The 19,408-nt window shown below is 35.5% G+C and carries 20 protein-coding genes; 12 read left to right on the top strand and 8 right to left on the bottom strand.

The genetic code is table 11. The features are described 5' to 3' along the window. The first annotated feature begins 25 nt into the window (after window positions 1-25). Complete coding sequence (locus AC0L3Q_RS06990; RefSeq protein ID WP_473285914.1) at window positions 26-2,539, top strand: M14 family metallopeptidase; 2,514 nt, start codon at window positions 26-28, stop codon at window positions 2,537-2,539. A 21-nt stretch (window positions 2,540-2,560) separates the two neighbouring features. On the opposite strand, the gene AC0L3Q_RS06985 is transcribed toward AC0L3Q_RS06990, so the two are convergent. Together AC0L3Q_RS06985 and AC0L3Q_RS06980 are read right to left on the bottom strand one after the other, a co-directional pair. Further along, on the bottom strand, window positions 2,561-3,442 hold the full coding sequence (locus tag AC0L3Q_RS06985; protein WP_473285913.1) for an alpha/beta fold hydrolase: 882 nt from the start codon (window positions 3,440-3,442) through the stop codon (window positions 2,561-2,563). Continuing rightward, window positions 3,429-3,893 (bottom strand): Mpo1 family 2-hydroxy fatty acid dioxygenase, encoded by a 465-nt coding sequence (locus AC0L3Q_RS06980; RefSeq protein WP_473285912.1) that lies wholly within the window; start codon window positions 3,891-3,893, stop codon window positions 3,429-3,431. The genes AC0L3Q_RS06985 and AC0L3Q_RS06980 overlap by 14 nt, the downstream gene beginning before the upstream one ends. A gap of 111 nt (window positions 3,894-4,004) precedes the next feature. Between AC0L3Q_RS06980 and AC0L3Q_RS06975 the strand changes: the two genes are divergently transcribed. Then, a complete protein-coding gene (locus tag AC0L3Q_RS06975) occupies window positions 4,005-4,562 on the top strand; it encodes a thioredoxin family protein (protein ID WP_073315238.1) in 558 nt (185 codons plus the stop codon). 3 nt (window positions 4,563-4,565) lie between these two features. Beyond that, window positions 4,566-5,093: a GNAT family N-acetyltransferase gene (locus tag AC0L3Q_RS06970; protein ID WP_473285911.1), complete on the top strand. Its 528-nt coding sequence runs from the start codon at window positions 4,566-4,568 to the stop codon at window positions 5,091-5,093. On the opposite strand, the gene AC0L3Q_RS06965 is transcribed toward AC0L3Q_RS06970, so the two are convergent. The 5 genes from AC0L3Q_RS06965 to AC0L3Q_RS06945 all read right to left on the bottom strand — a co-directional run bounded on the left by AC0L3Q_RS06965 (window position 5,090) and on the right by AC0L3Q_RS06945 (window position 9,330). Beyond that, entirely contained in the window at window positions 5,090-5,608 is a 519-nt protein-coding gene (locus tag AC0L3Q_RS06965) for a YfiT family bacillithiol transferase (protein WP_473285910.1), read from the bottom strand. The two genes, AC0L3Q_RS06970 and AC0L3Q_RS06965, sit on opposite strands and share 4 nt — an antisense overlap. A 6-nt stretch (window positions 5,609-5,614) precedes the next feature. Then, the gene (locus AC0L3Q_RS06960) at window positions 5,615-6,409 is read right to left on the bottom strand and encodes a hypothetical protein (protein WP_473285909.1); all 795 of its coding nucleotides are present in this window, start codon (window positions 6,407-6,409) and stop codon (window positions 5,615-5,617) included. Window positions 6,410-6,678: 269 nt separating this feature from the next. Next, entirely contained in the window at window positions 6,679-7,611 is a 933-nt protein-coding gene (locus AC0L3Q_RS06955; protein ID WP_473285908.1) for a peptidylprolyl isomerase, read from the bottom strand. A 352-nt stretch (window positions 7,612-7,963) separates the two neighbouring features. Next, entirely contained in the window at window positions 7,964-8,767 is an 804-nt protein-coding gene (locus AC0L3Q_RS06950) for a tetratricopeptide repeat protein (protein ID WP_473285907.1), read from the bottom strand. Continuing rightward, on the bottom strand, window positions 8,764-9,330 hold the full coding sequence (locus tag AC0L3Q_RS06945) for an RNA polymerase sigma factor (protein WP_473285906.1): 567 nt from the start codon (window positions 9,328-9,330) through the stop codon (window positions 8,764-8,766). Before AC0L3Q_RS06945 ends, AC0L3Q_RS06950 begins: the two co-directional genes overlap by 4 nt. A 106-nt stretch (window positions 9,331-9,436) precedes the next feature. On the opposite strand from AC0L3Q_RS06945, the gene AC0L3Q_RS06940 reads away from it, so the two are divergent. The 6 genes from AC0L3Q_RS06940 (at window position 9,437) to AC0L3Q_RS06915 (ending at window position 14,264) form a co-directional block, all read left to right on the top strand. Beyond that, complete coding sequence (locus AC0L3Q_RS06940) at window positions 9,437-10,027, top strand: hypothetical protein (protein ID WP_473285905.1); 591 nt, start codon at window positions 9,437-9,439, stop codon at window positions 10,025-10,027. A 215-nt stretch (window positions 10,028-10,242) separates the two neighbouring features. Then, entirely contained in the window at window positions 10,243-10,830 is a 588-nt protein-coding gene (locus AC0L3Q_RS06935) for a hypothetical protein (protein ID WP_473285904.1), read from the top strand. A gap of 70 nt (window positions 10,831-10,900) precedes the next feature. Further along, window positions 10,901-11,542: a hypothetical protein gene (locus tag AC0L3Q_RS06930; RefSeq protein ID WP_473285903.1), complete on the top strand. Its 642-nt coding sequence runs from the start codon at window positions 10,901-10,903 to the stop codon at window positions 11,540-11,542. After that, on the top strand, window positions 11,539-13,632 hold the full coding sequence (locus AC0L3Q_RS06925) for a CHAT domain-containing protein (protein WP_473285902.1): 2,094 nt from the start codon (window positions 11,539-11,541) through the stop codon (window positions 13,630-13,632). The genes AC0L3Q_RS06930 and AC0L3Q_RS06925 overlap by 4 nt, the downstream gene beginning before the upstream one ends. Window positions 13,633-13,710: 78 nt before the next feature. Then, window positions 13,711-14,052, top strand: a complete 342-nt coding sequence (locus tag AC0L3Q_RS06920) for a hypothetical protein (protein WP_473285901.1) — start codon at window positions 13,711-13,713, stop codon at window positions 14,050-14,052. A gap of 20 nt (window positions 14,053-14,072) precedes the next feature. Next, window positions 14,073-14,264, top strand: a complete 192-nt coding sequence (locus AC0L3Q_RS06915) for a hypothetical protein (protein WP_473285900.1) — start codon at window positions 14,073-14,075, stop codon at window positions 14,262-14,264. A gap of 498 nt (window positions 14,265-14,762) precedes the next feature. Here AC0L3Q_RS06915 and AC0L3Q_RS06910 read toward each other — a convergent pair whose 3' ends face one another. Next, window positions 14,763-16,967 carry a RecQ family ATP-dependent DNA helicase gene (locus AC0L3Q_RS06910; RefSeq protein WP_473285899.1) on the bottom strand — a complete coding sequence of 735 codons (2,205 nt, stop codon included), beginning with the start codon at window positions 16,965-16,967 and terminating at the stop codon, window positions 14,763-14,765. 238 nt (window positions 16,968-17,205) lie between these two features. Between AC0L3Q_RS06910 and AC0L3Q_RS06905 the strand changes: the two genes are divergently transcribed. The 3 genes from AC0L3Q_RS06905 to AC0L3Q_RS06895 are packed head-to-tail and all read left to right on the top strand — an operon-like array spanning window position 17,206 to window position 19,351. Further along, window positions 17,206-18,171 (top strand): KpsF/GutQ family sugar-phosphate isomerase, encoded by a 966-nt coding sequence (locus tag AC0L3Q_RS06905; protein ID WP_473285898.1) that lies wholly within the window; start codon window positions 17,206-17,208, stop codon window positions 18,169-18,171. Continuing rightward, complete coding sequence (tatC, locus tag AC0L3Q_RS06900) at window positions 18,171-19,004, top strand: twin-arginine translocase subunit TatC (protein WP_473285897.1); 834 nt, start codon at window positions 18,171-18,173, stop codon at window positions 19,002-19,004. Before AC0L3Q_RS06905 ends, tatC begins: the two co-directional genes overlap by 1 nt. Beyond that, window positions 19,004-19,351: a carboxymuconolactone decarboxylase family protein gene (locus AC0L3Q_RS06895; RefSeq protein WP_073315252.1), complete on the top strand. Its 348-nt coding sequence runs from the start codon at window positions 19,004-19,006 to the stop codon at window positions 19,349-19,351. Before tatC ends, AC0L3Q_RS06895 begins: the two co-directional genes overlap by 1 nt. Window positions 19,352-19,408: the final 57 nt, after the last annotated feature.

Raw genomic sequence — 19,408 nt, 5'->3', positions numbered from 1 at the left:
CTTCACAAAATAACTCAGCTCAAAAATGAAGTACTTTTACGCAGCGTTTATTTTTTTAATAGGAATTACCGCTACCGCACAACAAAACCTTTCTTTAGAATATTATCTCCCAAAAAACACTACCTATGATCCCTCGATTCCTACTCCACAAAGTGTATTAGGTTTTGTTCCAGGAAAATGGCACGTTTCTCATGATAAACTTGTGAGTTATATGACTACACTTGCCCAAGCATCTTCGAGAATAACGATCGAAAACCGAGGAAAAACCTTTGAAGATCGTCCTATACTTCTTCTTACAATTACGTCAGAAAAAAATCATCAAAATATTGACCAAATACAGAAACAGCATCTTGAACTGGTAGAAAGCAATACTAGCACTATTGATCTAGAATCCCTACCTGCGGTAGTTTACCAGGGATTTTCTATTCACGGTAACGAACCTAGTGGTGCTAATGCTGCCTTGGTAGCAGCATATTACCTTGCTGCAGCCCAGGGACCTGAAATTGAAAACCTCTTAAACAATACCGTTATTTTATTTGACCCTTCCTTAAACCCAGACGGATTGCAACGTTTTGCTTATTGGGCAAATACAAATAAAAGCAAAAACATAAGTTCTGATCCGCAGGATCGTGAATACCGCGAAGTATGGCCTGGAGGTCGTACTAATCACTATTGGTTTGATATGAACCGAGATTGGCTCCCTGCCCAATTGCCAGAATCTCGAGCCAGAATCAACACCTTTCATCAGTGGTATCCCAATGTACTCACTGATCATCATGAAATGGGAACAAACAGCACCTTCTTTTTCCAACCAGGAATCCAATCGAGAACGCACCCGCTGACTCCTAAACTCAACCAGCAACTCACCAAAAAGATCGCTAATTTTCATGCCAAAGCACTAGATAAAATTGGCTCTTTATATTATACCGAAGAAAACTTTGATGACTTCTACTATGGTAAGGGTTCTACGTTTCCTGATATCAATGGTGGGATTGGGATTTTATTCGAACAGGGAAGCTCTAGAGGTCATGCTCAGCAATCGGCTAATGGATTACTTACATTTCCGTATACGATAAGAAATCAATTCACAACTATTTTATCTACGCTGGAGGCTGTACAAGAAATGCGAAAAGAGCTGCTTGCGTACAAACGTGATTTTTATGCAAATGCCAGACAAGAAACTGCTAAAGGTGCTTATTTATTTGGGAACACGAACGATGCAGCATCAACTTTTCATTTAGCCGAAATGTTACAAAGACATAAGATCGAACTACATGAAATAAAACAAGATGTAACCATCGACGGAAAAGTGTTCAAAAAAGGATACAGCTATATAGTTCCCAAAAACCAACGTCAAAAGCGACTATTAAAAGCTATTTTTGAAAAAAGAACCACTTTCCAGGATAGTCTTTTTTATGATATTTCTGCATGGACATTACCCATGGCGTTTAATCTGGAGTATACAGAAAATGCTCCTTTGTCTAACATGGGTACGAAAGTTACAGACGTTAAACCTCGCAATACTCCATCAGTCAATAAAAGTACTTACGCCTACCTCATGCAATGGCATGAGTATTATAGCCCTAAAGCTTTATACCAAATCTTATCCAAAGGGTTACGAGCAAAAGTAGGCTTACAATCTTTTGAACTCGAAGGTAAAAAATATGATTATGGTACAATACTCATTCCTATTCAAAATCAAATTTTGAGTGCAGATCAGATTCACAATCTACTGGAACAAGTAGCTTCGGAAAATCATATTAATATTACTGGTGTACAGACCGGATTAACGTTGGGCATTGATCTGGGGAGTAATCAATTCAGAACTTTAACTTTACCCAAAATAGCGCTATTCACAGGACAAGGAATCACCCCTTATGATGCAGGAGAAATATGGCATCTGATGGATCAACGATATGACATTCCTATTACAAAAATAACCACTGATCGCTTCGCAAGCATCGACTTATCAAAGTACACACATATCATTCTTCCCAATAGTTACAGGCAACATATCAGTAGCGAAAAAGTAGAGAAATTAAAGACCTGGATCCGAAACGGAGGTACATTGATCGGCTACCGAAACGCCGCACAGTTTTTTAAGAATAATGGATTCATGAATATCGATTTCGCAAGGCCAAAAAATGATGCGAAAAATATTTCGTTCGAGCAAAAACAAGACTTTGCTGGTGCGCAGCATATCGGAGGGGCTATTTTTGAGGCTAGCATAGATCGTTCTCATCCTATTAACTTTGGATATGCCCGAGATAAAGTGGCTCTATTTAGAAATACAACCTTTTTTGTAAAACCAGACACCCAAAGTTATAATAACCCCATACAGTATACCAAAAACCCATTATTAAGTGGATACATTAGCAAAAAGAATCTGGATTCTTTGGCTACAACAGTGCCGTTCCGCCATAACGATTTGGGTAAAGGTGACATCATTCTATTTACGGACAATACGAATTTTAGAGCCTTTTGGTATGGAACTAACAAATTATTAATGAATGCCATCTTTTTTGATCACACCATGTAAATAACGTGATTAAAAGGTCTCTCACAAGGTATCCCGAAATTCGTAATAATGTTGTAATACTTTTTCGGGAGCCTCTACTTGTGGGTAATGCCCTATCTCTTCCAAAACGATCACATCGGCATTGGGAACGATTTCCTGATAGAAATCTGCCATATGCTTGCCTGAAATAGGATCTACTCCCCCATCTATTAAGCGTTTAGGCATATCTGTGTATTGAATGGCTTCTCTCCATCTGATTTTATGCACATCTCTTTCTGTTAAGTATTTAATGAGCTTAGGAATCACATCTTTACCACTATTATAATCTATTACCTCCCAAAACTCGTCTATCTCTTCTGCACTGGGTTGTGTATACGCTCCAAAAATTTTCTTAAAATTCTTGGCTAATGTATTTCTGCCCATAAAATGTTTTAGCAGGTTTCCGAACGGAGTTAGTAAAAGTCTTTGTGTAATTGTTGGAAAATTGGTCTCAGGGAACATCCCTCCATTCAAAAACACTACTGATTGGATATCATAGGGGTATTGTTTGTTCTCTTTATATCTCGCCAGCATTTCCTGCACTACTGTATCTCCATAATCATGAGCCAGAATATGAAATTTGCCTATTTTTTGTTCTGAAAGATAATACTCCCATAAATCCACCTGAGCCGCAATGGAATATTTGAAATCCTTAGGTTTTGAAGTAAATCCATATCCCACCATATCCAAAGTATGCACTTCGTACTTGGTAGTTAAGCTGCTCCAAATTTTCTCCCAATCCCAGGAAGAAGTAGGAAAACCATGTACCAAAATAAGGACCTCTCCTTCTCCTGATTTTTGATAAAATACCTGATGTTTATCCTTATAGGTAAAATAAGAACCTGAGTCTTTCCAGTCTTGTAATGTCATCTTATTTTTTTCCAAACATTTTTTGAATTACCCAAGCTGGTCCGATCAATAAAAACTGAAGATCTTTGATAAACGAAGGTTTTTTCCCTTCAATCTTGTGTCCATAAAATTGCCCGATCCAGGCCAAAGCAAAAATACCTATAGAAACCATCCACAAAGGCGCATATTGCCCGATGTAATAATTCGCTATAATACAAAATCCCGAAAACAATAAGATTTGTAGTGCCATTTTTATGGATAATCTTACGTAGAAAAACAACACTACTAATAGGATTAAAAAAGCCCAATTTTCTATAAATGGATTTGTTCCAGGAATAATGCTTGCCAGTATACCACTAGGAATACTCATCAACAAACCTACTATCGAAAAAAATATGGCAGGAACACAAATAAAATGAATGGCAATATTTGTTTTATTTTGATGGCTTACCGCATATTCCTCAAACCAACTGTCTAATGTCTTCATAATTAACGCTTATTTTAGGAAGTGAACTATTAACTGTAACTAAGGTAACAATTTTTAGACTTATACAGTATAATATTGTAATTTGGAACCTTTGTAAATGTTGAAATAATTATGGCACGTACTCCTTCAAATATGCTTCCTTTGGGCACTATGGCCCCTGATTTTCATTTAACGGATGCTGTTACTAACGATAAATTTTCTTTGCAAGATGTAAAAGGAGAGAAAGGCACCGTGGTTATGTTTATTTGTAACCATTGTCCATTTGTAATTCATGTAAATGAAGAAATTGTAAGAGTCGCTAATGACTACAGAGTACAGGGCTTTGGTTTTGTGGCTATCAGCAGTAATGATATCGAAAAATATCCTCAGGATGGTCCTAAAGAAATGTGGAAAACCGCTCAGAAAAATAATTATACGTTCCCGTATTTATTTGATGAAACACAAGAAATAGCAAAAGCATATGATGCGGCCTGCACTCCAGATTTTTATCTATTTGACGCTCAATTGAAATTAATCTATCGAGGTCAATTAGACGATTCACGCCCCGGAAACGGAATTCCCGTAAATGGTCGTGATCTACGACAAGCATTGGATGCCGTTTTACGAAATGCTACCGTTTCTAGTGACCAAAAACCAAGTATTGGATGTAATATCAAATGGAAGGAATAATTTATGCTATCAGAAATTAGTTTTGAAAAATGTTCTAAAAAAGATATCGATATTCTAACCACAATAAGTCAATCTTTTTATCCCGAGCATTATGCTCATATCTGGCAAAATCAAGACCCATCCTTTTATCTTAACCTGAGTTTTAGCAAGAAGGCTTTTGAAAAAGATTTTAACATCGAAAACATCATTTATTATTTGATTAAGAAAGATGACATTCATCTTGGCTTATTAAAAATCCGAAAAGATGAACTTATTCAAGATTATACTAATAATGAGGCTTTGCAGCTAGAAAAAATCTACTTATTACAATCATCAACTGGTTTGGGGATCGGAAAAAAGCTATGCATTTTTATTATTGAATATGCAAGATCCATCAATAAAAAGGTTGTTTGGTTGGATGTAATGACCACCAGTAAAGCATTGGATTTTTACAAAAAAATAGGATTTGTTACGGTATATCACTATGAGTTAGATTATCCTGGATTAAAGGATGGATATAGAGGTATGCAACGTATGATTTTAAAGCTCTAAAGTATTCCTGCCACAATCTTTAAATGTGCCAGATGGTGATTTCCATGCCAAGCGTAAATACCTATATCTTCTGCCAGAGAAATAGTTACATTACCTTCTGGATGTACAAAAGCCTTTTTTAGGTCTTCTTCTGTAAGTCCTTTCAGAAAATACACCCATTTGGCATGTAGTGCTTTTATGAGATCCAAAGACAAATGAATAGGAGCAGTTTTGGTATCAAACAATTCTGCCCATAAGTTTTCAAAATACGCTTTTATCATCGGTGTATCTTCTGTCATTGCCCATTTAAAACGTATATACCCATTATGATGGCTATCATGAATATGATGAACAACTTGCCTGGCAGTCCAGCCTCCCTCTCGGTACGGAGTCGCCAATTGTTCCTCTGTAAACCCCGTCACCAAATCGATTAGTTTAGCCGGCAACTCTTCGATATCAGCAATCCATTTTTGAACATCATTTGATGTTATATTTTCGGGACACTCAAATTGGCCAATGGGATACTTTAAATTCATAGGATACTATTCTACTTTAGCGTACATAAATTCTTCATTCGAAAACTCATCTATCAAGGTCAATACATTTTCATCAAGACTTTTTATTTTATATCTGTACATGCGATCATCCATTGGGAAGAAACACACCAAAACACCGTCTTCGATTCTAGTTTTTAAACGATTTGCGAATTTCCCATCGTAAAAATTAAATCGTATAGTTCCTTCAAAAATGATGTAATCCTGAGTATTTTGAACATACAGCCATTTTCCTTGTAAGGCAGAATAGGTATCTTTATTGTAGAATTTATTATCGAGAAGTCCTTTCATTTTATTGGCATACTCCACAAAATCGGTTTCAGGAGAAACATCATCAAGTGGGGACCCTACTGTTTCCTTATCTACCCTTTCTCCATTATTGAAAAAATGCTTAGACTCGTATTTGGTAAACGATCGTGAATAATCCAACACTTTCTGTCCGCTTTCATTGGTTGCATACAAATAAGGTCTCTGTTTATAATTCACATAAATCAATTGATCATTCCAGAAATAAAATTCTGTAATTAGATTAGCATTTCTGGTACTAACCTTTCGATGAATCTTTTTGAGACGTTCATGTTCGTAATATCCTTCTAATTCGGCACCATGATCCGCCATTTTATCCAAAAACTCTTCAGGATCCAGATAAAATGTTTCAAATTCGATGTAGCCATCAATAATCTCCATTTGGTCTTTAATATTGGTTAAAATATCCTCTTTACTTTGACCAACACAGAGACAAATATTGCATAGCATTAAGAACGCGATTAATACTTGTTTCATATCTAGGGGGTATAGCAGTTTTGTTAATAAGATACTTAAATCTTAATTCTCTAACAAAATCATTTTTAGCAAAATATAAAAATCTATTGTTAAAAGAAATTTAAAATTCAAAAAATAGTGCTTAACACATAAATTTTATGAGTGAACACAACAATCTATTCTATTTGTTACATAATGTTCAAAATAATCCGTCATTTTCTTATTTTTTTAAAAAAAAGCCCCTAATAACTAGGGACTTTTTGAATATGTTTACTCATTTCTCGAATGAGTTATTTCGCATTTACCAATTCAACATCAAAAATTAACGTTGCGTTTGGTGGAATTACTCCTCCTGCTCCTCTTTCACCATATCCTAAATATGGAGGGATTACAAAACGAGCTTTGTCTCCAACCTGTAACAATGCAATTCCTTCGTCCCAACCCGGAATCACATGTCCCATACCTAATGGAAAATCTATAGGTTGATTTCTTTTATACGAAGAGTCAAATACCGTGCCATCTGCCAAACTTCCTTTGTAATGCACTGATACAGTGTTACCTTTCTCGGCTTTTGCCCCATCTCCTTTTTGGATAATTTGATAACGCAGCCCACTATCTGTCTTATCAAAACCGGTCGCTAATTCTTCCAATAATTCTTCAGCTTTCTTTTTGGCTGCAGCTTCTCGTTCTGCTTTGGCACCATTGAATTGTCTAAAAGTTTCTACCGCATTAAAACCTTCTGCATCTCCACCAACTCTGATGATTTCAACTTCTTCTATCGCATCTCCTTGCGCAACTTCATTTACTACATTTTGCCCCTCTACAACTTTACCAAAAACAGTATGTTTCCCGTCTAACCAAGGCGTTTCTACATGGGTAATAAAAAACTGACTTCCATTGGTACCTGGTCCAGCATTTGCCATCGATAATACCCCTGGTCCATCATGTTTTAAATCGGGATGAATCTCATCATCAAACTGATATCCTGGTCCGCCAGCACCTGTTCCTTGCGGATCTCCTCCCTGAATCATAAAATCTGCAATCACTCTATGGAATTTTAACCCGTTATAGTAAGGTTTTCCCTGAGGAATCGCCTGATTTTCTAGGTTTCCTTCGGCTAACCCTACAAAGTTACCTACCGTTCCTGGTGTTTTTTTATATTCAAGATTGACTAGGATGTCTCCCTTTGTGGTTTTAAATTTTGCGTATAATCCGTCTTGCATGACAATAATTTTTAACGTTTTAATTTTGAGCAGCAAAGATAGTTAATTGTTCTTCGTTTTATGAAGTAAACTCAGGATATATTCCAAGCCCTTTGGAACTCCAATCTTAGAACGTAAAGCGTTAAAAGATAATACCGTATCTTTAAGCTATTACATCTTAAAACTCAAAAGCAAATGTTAATTGAATTATTAAAAACAGAAGGAGTTTATAAATTAAGTAAAGTAGGACAAAGTGCAATCCATGGAGGTTCTGATCTTGAACCCTGTAGATCAAGGACCAAATCATTATTTAGAGATATTTGCGATAGTCATGGAATACCACCTGACGGTGCTAAGTGAATATATTTATTACCTATATTTTTTCAAGAAGAGCTTTTGCTTCCTTAAAGTTATAATTGTTAGGATCTGAGGTAATCTTCACAAGAATTCCTTTCAGTTTTTCTTTTTCTTCTCCCTTCAGATATACCATTGCCTTATACCAATTGGCTTTTTTACTTTGTAAGGTGTTTGTTTGTTCGAGCAATTCGAATTGCTCTATTGCTTTGTCAAATTTATCCAATTCGAGGTAGGCAACACCGCTATAAATATAACTTAAGGGATCTATGTCAGCCACATTACTTTGGTGATATTTTAAAAAGATAGCAGCGGCTTCCTCATACTTCTTTTGTTCAAAAAGCTCTTGCGCATTTTTAACTAGTTCATTTTCCTCTTCTCCTCTTGTAATCATGGATGGGATTTCATCTAATGCAATATTTTCTGCATACAGCACATTATAATCACTCTCTGAAAACACGAAAACAGAGATCGTCATAAGTACAATAATAGAGGCAGCAATACCCAAAAAATAAAAATTTTTGTTCCTATTCCCTGATTTTGTACGATTTTGATCGACCACCTCGGCAATCGATTCTTTCAATGATGATGCTTCATCACTTCTAAAAAAATCCGACAATTGCTTAGCCTCATTGTTTTTCAAAGCCGTTGTATCTCCTTCGATCCAATCCTTATCTTCATAAATGGATCGCATGTCTTTTTGAAGCTTTAATTCTTCGGCAAGAGTACTATCATTATCCACCTTTTCCTCAAAAGATTTTCTTTCTTCTGGAGTCATGATATCATCAAGATATTTATCTATTTCTTCCAAAAAATCACTCATACGTCCTTTATTTGTCTATACCTGGAGTCGTTTTTAATTAGTTTTGTTAACTGTGATTTACAATTAAAAATCCGTTGTCTCACCACATTGTCTGAACTGTATCCCAATTTGCCAACAATTTCTTTGTACGGTACTTTTTGAAAGAAAAGTGCTAACAATTGCTTACAATTATCTGATAATTCCTTTAGTTTTTCCTGAAACAATTCCCATTTTTCTTGTTCCAAAACGGCCATAGTCATATCATCTTCTTCTCTAACTAGTTCTATAGTATCTTGTTTTGTTACTACGCGTTTTTGTTTTTTTAATTCTCTACGCCATAAATTACGGCAAGCACCGTATAAATAGCCGTCAAAAGAGCTTTCTATTACAAAAGATTTTGTTTTATATCTCGCAATAAGCTGCAACAATGCTTTTTGGAAAACATCTTCTGCATCTGTAGGATCTCCGTTGTTCTTCACAACAAAACTTCTAATCTTAGGAAACACGGAGCTATACAACTCTCGTATGACGCTGCTATTTCCTGAAGCTAACTCTTTTAAAAGATCTTTTTCTTCTGTCGGCATTCAATAAAAGGTCTTTATTTTTTTAATTTTTTTTATTTTCGCGTGGTAACATTATTATGTAAAGGGAAACATACTAATAAATTAGAAAACAAAAAAAACATTTTTAATGAAAAAATCAGCTTTATTAATTTTGGCTGCAACCTTTGTAATTGGAATACAGAGTTGCTCTACAGACGATCAGGAGGAAATTTCCCCGGAAAACTTTTCAACAACTAAAGATATTATAGAAAAAAACAACTTCCCTGGTTTTTCAGATTGTTTTAAAACCATATACATAGATTATGGAAACATGGGATTAGGTAATAGAGCAGACTTTAAAGAATTAGCTTCCCAAAAATGGTTTGACTACAAAGTACTTATAAAAATTACTAATTGCCCTAGTGTTGAGGCCTGGACCGTACCATGCGAATTAATAGACCAGTATCGATACAGTGCAAAAAATGATGAAGAAAAAGAGATTGTTATTGATGCAGAAGAAAGTCTTACTCTAGGCGAAGGGGGAGCTCCACCAGCACCAAGCGTAACAAGTTCTCCAAGATACAAACCTGATAGTGTATTTAATTACCACATATGCGTTACAGGCATTGAAGATATTATAGAAGATGATGACAATTTAGGAGATAATCCTCCAGCACCAACTCCTGATGATGACAATCCTCATAATACGCCAGGATTACCAGTAAGAAATATTCGATAACTCTAAACAACTTGTTTAAAAAGTTGCTTATTTACCAATATATTGCAATATCATCAAAAGTATTTTTGTATTAGGTTTTAAACAAAAATCATTTAAAACCTAATACAGAATAGTATGTGTCATTTATATACTAATTATCACATTAAAGTATAACATAAGTACTTATAAGGGCATTAATATATAACCCATAACTAGTAAAACACAAACTCTTTAAAATGAAAAAATCAGTTTTATTCATCTTAGCTGCGATTTTTGTAATTGGAATACAAAGTTGCTCTACAGACGACCAGAAGGAAATTTCCCCGGAAAATTTAATAACAACCAAAGATGTTCTAGAAAAAAATAGCTTACCCGGTTTTTCGGATTGTTTTAAAACCATATATATAGACTATGGGAACATGCTAGGTAACCGAGATGACTTTAGAAAACTAGCCGCCGCGCGTTGGTTTGAAAATAGGGTACTTATAAAACCTACTCATTGTCATAGTGTAGAAGCCTGGACTGTACCTTGCGAACTGATAGACAGGTATAGATATAGTGCAAAAAATGATGAAGAAAAAGAGATTGTTATTGATGCAGAAGAAAGTCTTACTCTAGGCGAAGGAGGAGCTCCACCACCACCAAACGTAACTAGTTCTCCTAGATATAAGCCTGATAGCCCTTTTAACTACAATATATGTGTTACTGGTATTGAAGATATTATAGAAGATGATGATGATACGGGTGATCACCCAGCAGTACCTACTACAGATGATGACAATCCTCATAACACACCAGGATTACCCATAAGAAATATCCGTTAACAAAAAATTTAGTATTTTTCAATTTATTAATTCTCAACACAACACGTCAAAACCCTAGCGCAAATTACATATGAGAACCTATAAATTGGTAATTACAATATTTATGTATTTCCTGATCCAGACTTGTATGGGTCAGGAAATATCTTTTACACTGGATTCTATTCATCAACTCCCAGGTAAAGATTCTGAAAAGCTTACCCAATACGATGAACTTTTTGAGCTCCATAAAAAAAACAAAGATTTTACACAATTAGGGTCAGATGCGCATCAGGTGGGGCGTTGGTTGTTTTATAAAGAACGAAAATGGAAAAAGGCACTGGCAGCTACCAAAGTAGCTATTGAGGCAAGAAAAAAAGCCGAACCTTTCAATGCAGAGATGTTAAAAAGAAGCTATTTTAATTATGCTATCTTCAACAAATTATATAAGAACCATGATATTAGCATTGAATATTTCAGAAAACTAATTGATGTCAAAGGTTCTGATTTCAACAATAACCAAGCGTACGCCCTAATTGGCTCATCTTACAACGCATTAGGTGATCCTTACAAAGCCATTGAATATCAATTACTCGCTTTTAAATATTTTGATCCCGTAAAGGAAAAAAATACATTGTTTCTAATCATATCAATACCGCGCTTTCTTATAAAAATATTCGAAATGCTAAAAATATTGCAAAAGCAATTACACATTTACAAACCGCTGATTCTTTGATCAAAACGATAGAGAAACCTAGTATACACGATCAATATGCCATAAATAATAATCTTGGAGATTTATATATAAATAAAAATACGGCAAAATCCATTTCATATTTTGAAAAAGCGCTGGGATTGGCAGAAAAAATGAATCGCACTAAAAACCTGGCGCAGATCAATTTTAATTTGGGAATGAATTATAATGAAACGGACACCGAACTGGCCCAAACATATTTTGACAAAGCACTGTTCTATGCCGAAAGCAGTAGCAGTGCCAGCTATTTAATCCCCAAAATATATCATGGCTTAGGAGAGTTGGCCTTTACAGAAGGAAATTTTTTAAAAGCGCATACCTATTACCAAAAAGCATTTTCAAAATATTTGAATCAGGAGATCCCAGACATACATTGGTTACCTTCGAAAAAAGAACTTGTTAATATTAATGACAAATCTGTTTTTTTGGAATCCCTAAAATTGAAAAGCCAAGTCTATATGGTTAAAGCCAAAAAAGATGACGATGATTCCTCTTATAAAAACGTAATTAGAACTGTTAAGTCTGCAGATGTTTTGACCGACCTTATCATGCAAGAAAACTTATCTTATCGATCCAAACTTATTTGGAGAAGTTTGGCTTCACAGATTTACGCTATAGGTATTGAAGCTTGTTACAAGTTGAACGATATTGACGCAGCTTTTTACTTTATGGAAAAAAACAAGGCCTTATTACTAACCCAAGAGATTAATACAAAAAACAGTGATATTCCCACAGGAATTCTTGAGAGAAAGACAGATCTCGAAAGTGAAATTATATATCTACAAAAACGATTTGTTAAAGCTCCCATAGCCCAAAAAGATTCTATTAGTGCTCTTATTTTAGATCAAAAAGAAACTTTAAAACAATTTAAGGATTCATTATCCTCTGTTTATCCTGCTTACTTTACCACTATTTCAAATCCCAAAATACTATCGCTAAAAGAAATAGAAGTAAAAAAAGATGAAGTTATCGTTCAATACATGATAGCAGAATCTATTGCTCTTACCATTCCACAAACCCACGGTATTGTCATAACTAATGATGACACTCGTTTTTTCAAAATTGAGAACACCAAAAAATTATTAGATCATGCGTATGATTTAAGAAAACGATTAAACCAACCGTTTGTTACCTCAGCAGATATCACAGTATATACAAAAACAGCATACGCTTTATATGATCAACTTTTCCCTCAAGAAATTCAAGGGCTATTAAAAAATAAAAAAGTGACCATCATACCCGATCGCCAATTGAGCTTTATTCCTTTTGAAGCGCTGGTCACTAACCTTGACAAAAGAACCTATTTCATTGAGGAATCAGATATTAACTATCTATATTCTTTATCTTTTCAAAAAGAAAATGCCGCTGTACATCGACAACATGAAAATGAGTTTTTGGGTGTAGCTCCTATTAATTTCTCAAACGGACTTTCTACCTTATCAAAAAGCAAAGATGAAATTGATATCGCTCAAACCTATTATGCAGGCTCTTTATTAATGAATGATGAAGCGTTGAAAGACAGTTTTATTAAAAAAGCGAGGGATTACAAAATTTTACATTTAGCAACACATGCAGATGCTTCTGATATTAACACTCCATGGATCGCTTTTCACGATTCTAAATTAACAGTTGACGAAATCAATGTATCCAAGACCAATGCTGAACTAGTGGTATTAAGCGCCTGTAATACTTCATTAGGCGAAGTAACGCATGGAGAAGGTGTGCTTAGTCTTGCCCGAGGTTTCTTTTCTTCTGGGGCAAACACAGTGATTCCATCGCTTTGGAGCACTAATGACAAAACTACGGCAACAATCACTTCAAATTTTTATAAAAATCTAAGTAAAGGAAAAACTAAATCTGAAGCGTTGCGTTTGGCCAAATTGGATTACCTAAAATCCAATACTGATGCAGAAGCTTCACCACATTACTGGGCTCCTTTGATATTGATTGGAAACCCAGATGCTTTATTACCTCAAGATAACTATTCAATTTTATGGATCAGCCTTGCTTTGATTCTGGTATTATCTGTAATTGTTTATCTCTTTGCGAATAAAAGAAAAAGAAATTCTTAAAAAATGTTAATTTCGCGTGGTAACATGTTTAGGTTTGGGGAAACCTATTAATGAATACGGAAAACAAAAAAACATCCTATGAAAAAAATTGCTTTATTAAGCCTTACTGCACTCTTTATGTTTGGAGCACAAAGTTGTAGCATAGATGAACAAGAAGACATCGCACCTCAAAAAATTTTAACTCCAGAAAAAACCGAAACCAAAAACCTTAAATTACCTTCTGGTTTTGAATGTCGAAAGATAATATACGTTAACTTTGGTGAAATGTCTCCCTCTGATAGGAGTCTATTTAGATTTATTGCCGCACAACGATGGTATGATTCAATAAGAGTAGAAGAAACTCTATGTTCGAATATCGAAGCATGGTGGGTGCCCTGTTACAGATATTACAATCCTAAAAACGACGAAGAAAAAAAGTAGTTGTTGATGCCGAAGAAAGCATGACTCTTGGTGAAGGTGGAGCAGCTCAACCTCCATATATTGGACCACCTCCGGTTTTTGAAAGAACGGATACTCCTTTAGCAGGGTGCGTTGCTGATGGTCCTAATACAGATCCGCTATTCCCTGATGGGGATGATAACAATGACGACGATGATACAGGTGGTGGTCCAATCGGAATACCTTTGCGATAACATTTGATATCTTTAATATAACTATACAAAACCGACTGCATATACAGTCGGTTTTTTTATGGTTTTAGATTTTACATTAAGGAATAAAAAATGATGTAGTAACATTTCATGATTTAATGAACGATACAACAGATAGTACTATCAAAGACATACATCTTGAGTGTCTCTAAATGTTCAAGCACTTATCATTTTTTTTAAAACATTAAAATCATGAAGAAAAAAAGTTAGACGGTTTATCACTAAAGAAAAATGTAATTTCTAGAATTGGTAGCTCTGCAGTTAAAGGAGGGATAATAATAATGGTATCCAATGGTTGTCCTAGTTATAACGATTGCTCCGCAAAGCTAGAGTGCAATTCCAAAGATTGTATCGTTCAAACGGATGGTTGCGGGCATACAGAAGTAAGCTGTAGATCTATTCATGTAAACTGCGAATAAATTTTAAAACAAAAGGCTGTCGATATGGACAGCCTTTTATATAGATTTTCATCATAAAACTCTAATTCGCTACATCACTAATAAATTTGATTCGGTATAAACGAAGTTCTTCATCATCGTAATCTCCATCAAATTCTTCGATAGCTAAGTCTATTTTGTCATTTTCTGCTTCTAAGAAATACTCATGAATTTCTTCTTGCTGATCTTCGTCCAAAATTTCATCGATCCAATAGGTGATATTCAACTTTGTACCACTGTATACGATCGCTTCCATTTCTTTAATGAATTCTGGCATTTCCATCCCCTTGGCAGATGCGATATCATCCAGAGGTAATTTACGATCCACATTCTGAATAATATATAGTTTCAAACCACTATTGGCTCCCGTACTCTTTACTACGAAGTCATCCGGGCGAACAATTTCATTTTCTTCTACGTACTTTTCAATAAGGGCTACAAATTCCTTCCCATACTTTTTGGCTTTCCCTTCTCCTACTCCATGTACATTACCTAATTCTTCTATAGAAACAGGATATTTTAATGCCATATCTTCTATCGAAGGATCCTGGAACACAACAAAAGGAGGTACACCAAGCTTTTTGGCTACACTCTTTCGCAGATCCTTCAACATACCTGCCAATTTCTCGTCACTGCTTCCTTTTCCTCCTCCTTTGGCAGCTGTTATAATCGTATCATCTTTGGTTTCGTCGTAAATATGATCCTCGGTCATCATAAAACTTGAAGGTGACGTAATAAAGTCTTTTCCTTCTTTGGTCATCCGTATAATGCCATAGGTCTCTATATCCTTCTTTAGATATCCAGCAACCAATAATTGTCTTGTCAGCGCCATCCAATATTTATCTTCTCTGGCCTTACCACTACCAAAAAAATGCTGTTGGTGCGTCTTATGAGAAATGATTAATGCGTTACTCTTTCCGATAAGTGTGTTTACCAAATCCTTGGATTTATATATCTCTCCGGTTTTACTCACTACTTCTAAGAGCAGTTTGGCCTCATCTTTGGCTTCATGCTTTTTCTTTGGATTACGAACGTTATCATCCATATCCGCTCCTTCTCCATGCACTTCATCAAACTCTTCTCCAAAGTAGTGTAAAATGAATTTACGTCGTGATATAGAGGTCTCTGCAAATGCCACAACTTCCTGAAGCAACGCATGACCTATTTCCTGCTCTGCAACAGGTTTACCGCTCATAAATTTCTCGAGTTTCTCGATATCTTTATAGGAGTAGTATGCCAGACAATGTCCTTCTCCGCCATCTCTACCAGCACGACCAGTTTCCTGATAATAACTTTCAATACTTTTTGGAATATCATGATGAATTACAAATCTCACATCTGGTTTATCGATTCCCATTCCAAAAGCAATTGTGGCTACTACAACATCTGCATCTTCCATCAAGAACATATCCTGATGTTTTGCTCTCGTTTTGGCATCTAATCCCGCATGATACGGCACTGCTTTGACTCCATTTACTTCCAATGTTTGCGCCAGTTCTTCTACTCGTTTTCGGCTTAAGCAATACACAATACCACTTTTACCCGAATTTTGCTTTACAAAACGAATGATATCGGCATCTACATTTTTGGTCTTTGGACGGATTTCATAAAAAAGATTAGGACGGTTAAAAGAAGCTTTAAAGGTCTGAGCATTGCCCATCCCCAAATTTTTAAGAATATCCTCTTGCACCTTGGGAGTTGCAGTTGCCGTAAGGCCAATGATAGGGATATCTTCTCCAATTCGTTTGATGATATTTCGCAGATTTCTATATTCCGGCCGGAAATCATGCCCCCATTCACTGATACAATGGGCTTCATCCACCGCTAGAAAAGAAATCTCCTGGGATTTTAAAAAATCTACGTATTCTTCTTTTGTCAGCGACTCTGGAGCGACATATAGTAGTTTTGTCACACCGCTTTCGATATCTCCTTTTACCTTTTTTACCTCTGATTTATTCAACGACGAATTTAAAACATGGGCTATTCCTTCTTCTGCAGATATACTTCGGATAGCATCCACCTGATTTTTCATCAAGGCGATCAAGGGAGATACGACAATTGCCGTTCCTTTACACATCAATGCTGGGAGTTGGTAACATAGGGACTTCCCACCACCTGTAGGCATAATTACAAAAGTATTTTGCTTGTCAAGAATACTTTTTATTACCTTTTCTTGTAATCCTCTAAATTGACTAAAACCAAAATACTTCTTGAGGGCATCTTGTAAGTCAGTTTCATTCACACTCATTAAATCCTTAAACTTTTATAAACCAATTAAATAAAGATTTCACTAACACTAAAATCTATCTCCCCAATAACAGATTTAAGTGGATAATATCAATTACAGTTTTAAACTGTCAAATATAAGGAAATCATAAATTATAATCCTTTTTTTGACAGTATTTAAAATTAATAAGGTATTACATACCTTTGCGTAAATTAAAGATAATAAAATCTTTATTGATAACATGCAAATTTTTTAAATTTTGAATACCCAAGACACCATAATTTCTTATGCTAAAAAAACCATAGCAGAAGAAGCACAAGCGATAGCTTATTTAGAGGAATTAATCGACGAAGAATTCGCAAAAGCTGTAGAAACGATACAAAACTCAAAAGGTAGAGTGATCATAACGGGTATTGGCAAAAGCGCTATCATAGCTACCAAGATCGTAGCTACAATGAACTCGACAGGTACTCCGGCTGTATTTATGCATGCTGCAGATGCCATCCATGGAGATTTAGGAAATATCCTCGAAGATGATGTGGTAATTTGCATTTCTAAAAGTGGAAATACTCCAGAAATAAAAGTGCTTGTCCCGCTGATCAAAAATTTCAAAAACCCGTTAATCGGTATTACTGCAAATAAAAATTCATTCTTAGGACAAGAAGCTGACTTTATATTACATGCTTATGTAGATAAAGAAGCTTGCCCTAATAACCTGGCTCCTACCACAAGTACTACAGCTCAGTTAGTAATGGGAGACGCCCTGGCTGTATGTCTATTGCACTTGCAAGGCTTTTCGAGTAGAGATTTTGCCAAGTACCATCCGGGAGGAGCATTAGGAAAGAAATTGTACTTGAGAGTAAGTGACATTACCTCAAGAAACGAAAAACCACAGGTTTCTCCAGACTCAAATATTAATGAAGTTATTGTAGAAATGACCGAAAAACGACTAGGAGCAACCGCAGTGGTTGATGAAGAAAAAATTATCGGTATCATCACAGATGGTGACCTTCGGAGAATGTTGACGACCAACACTTCTTTTGATGGTCTTACGGCAAAAGATATCATGTCTCCTAATCCTAAAACAATAACAAATACTGCTATGGCAGTTGATGCTCTCGAAGTATTGGAGGAAAATTCCATTTCTCAATTATTGGCCGCAGAAGAAGGTAAATATAGCGGTGTAGTCCATATTCATGATTTAATGCGAGAAGGAATTTTATAATGGCAACAGATACGCAAAAAGATCCACAATCCATGTCTTTTCTGGATCATCTAGAAGAGTTACGCTGGCACCTCATAAGAGCAACTATGGCGGTTTTGATAGCAGCTATCATTGCATTTGTAGCTAAGGAATTTATTTTCGACGTTCTTATTTTTGGTCCAAAGAAACCAGATTTCCCCACCTACAAAGGACTTTGTAATTTATCCAAATTATTAGGCTTGGATGATAGCCTTTGTTTCAAAGAATTACCGTTCAGCGTTCAAAGTAGAAAAGTAGCTGGACAGTTTTCTGTTCATATCTGGACCTCGATTACTGCCGGTTTCATCATAGCTTTCCCTTATGTCCTGTACGAATTTTGGAAATTTATCGCTCCAGCGTTATATGACAATGAGAAGAAATATTCAAAAGGATTTATCATCATTTGTTCGTGGTTATTCTTTCTTGGTGTTCTTTTTGGGTATTACGTAATTACCCCGCTATCCATTAACTTTTTGGGAGGCTATCAAGTAAGTGCCGAGGTTTTGAACGAGTTTGATATCGATAGCTATATTGCTTTGGTAAGAGCTTCTGTAATCGCCTGTGGATTGATCTTCGAATTACCTGTAATCATGTTCTTTTTGACCAAAGTAGGCCTGGTTACTCCAGAATTCCTAAGAAAATATAGAAAATTTGCATTGGTCATCGTACTTATTCTGTCTGCAGTAATTACACCACCAGATATTGCAAGTCAGGTCATTGTAGCGATTCCGATTATCATATTATACGAGGTAAGTATTTTTATCTCAAAAATTGTCATCAAAAAAGAAAAACAAAAACTTCAAAAACAATCCTAATGAGCAACATAGTTGACGAATTTAACGCTTACAGAGAGAAAATGAATTCTCGTATCCTGGAGGATAATAACAAAGTGATAAAGAGAATATTCAATCTAGACACCAATGCTTATATGGAAGGCGCATTGTCTGTAAAAACCAAAGAATTGTTGGGTCTTGTTGCTTCTGCTGTATTACGTTGCGACGATTGTGTTCGTTATCATTTGGAAACCTGCCATAAAGAAGGTCTTTCTAAAGAAGAAGTAGCAGAAGCCTTAAGTATTGCTACATTAGTAGGTGGAACCATTGTCATTCCTCATTTACGAAGAGCTTATGAATTTTGGGATGCATTAGAAGCTCAGAAATAACAAATACTTGTTGTTTGAAAGAATAATGTAAATTTACAGCCCATTTGTAGCAACACC

Source organism: Aquimarina sp. KJ22-3, from assembly GCF_055808215.1.
This window is presented reverse-complemented; position numbering and strand designations above follow the sequence as displayed.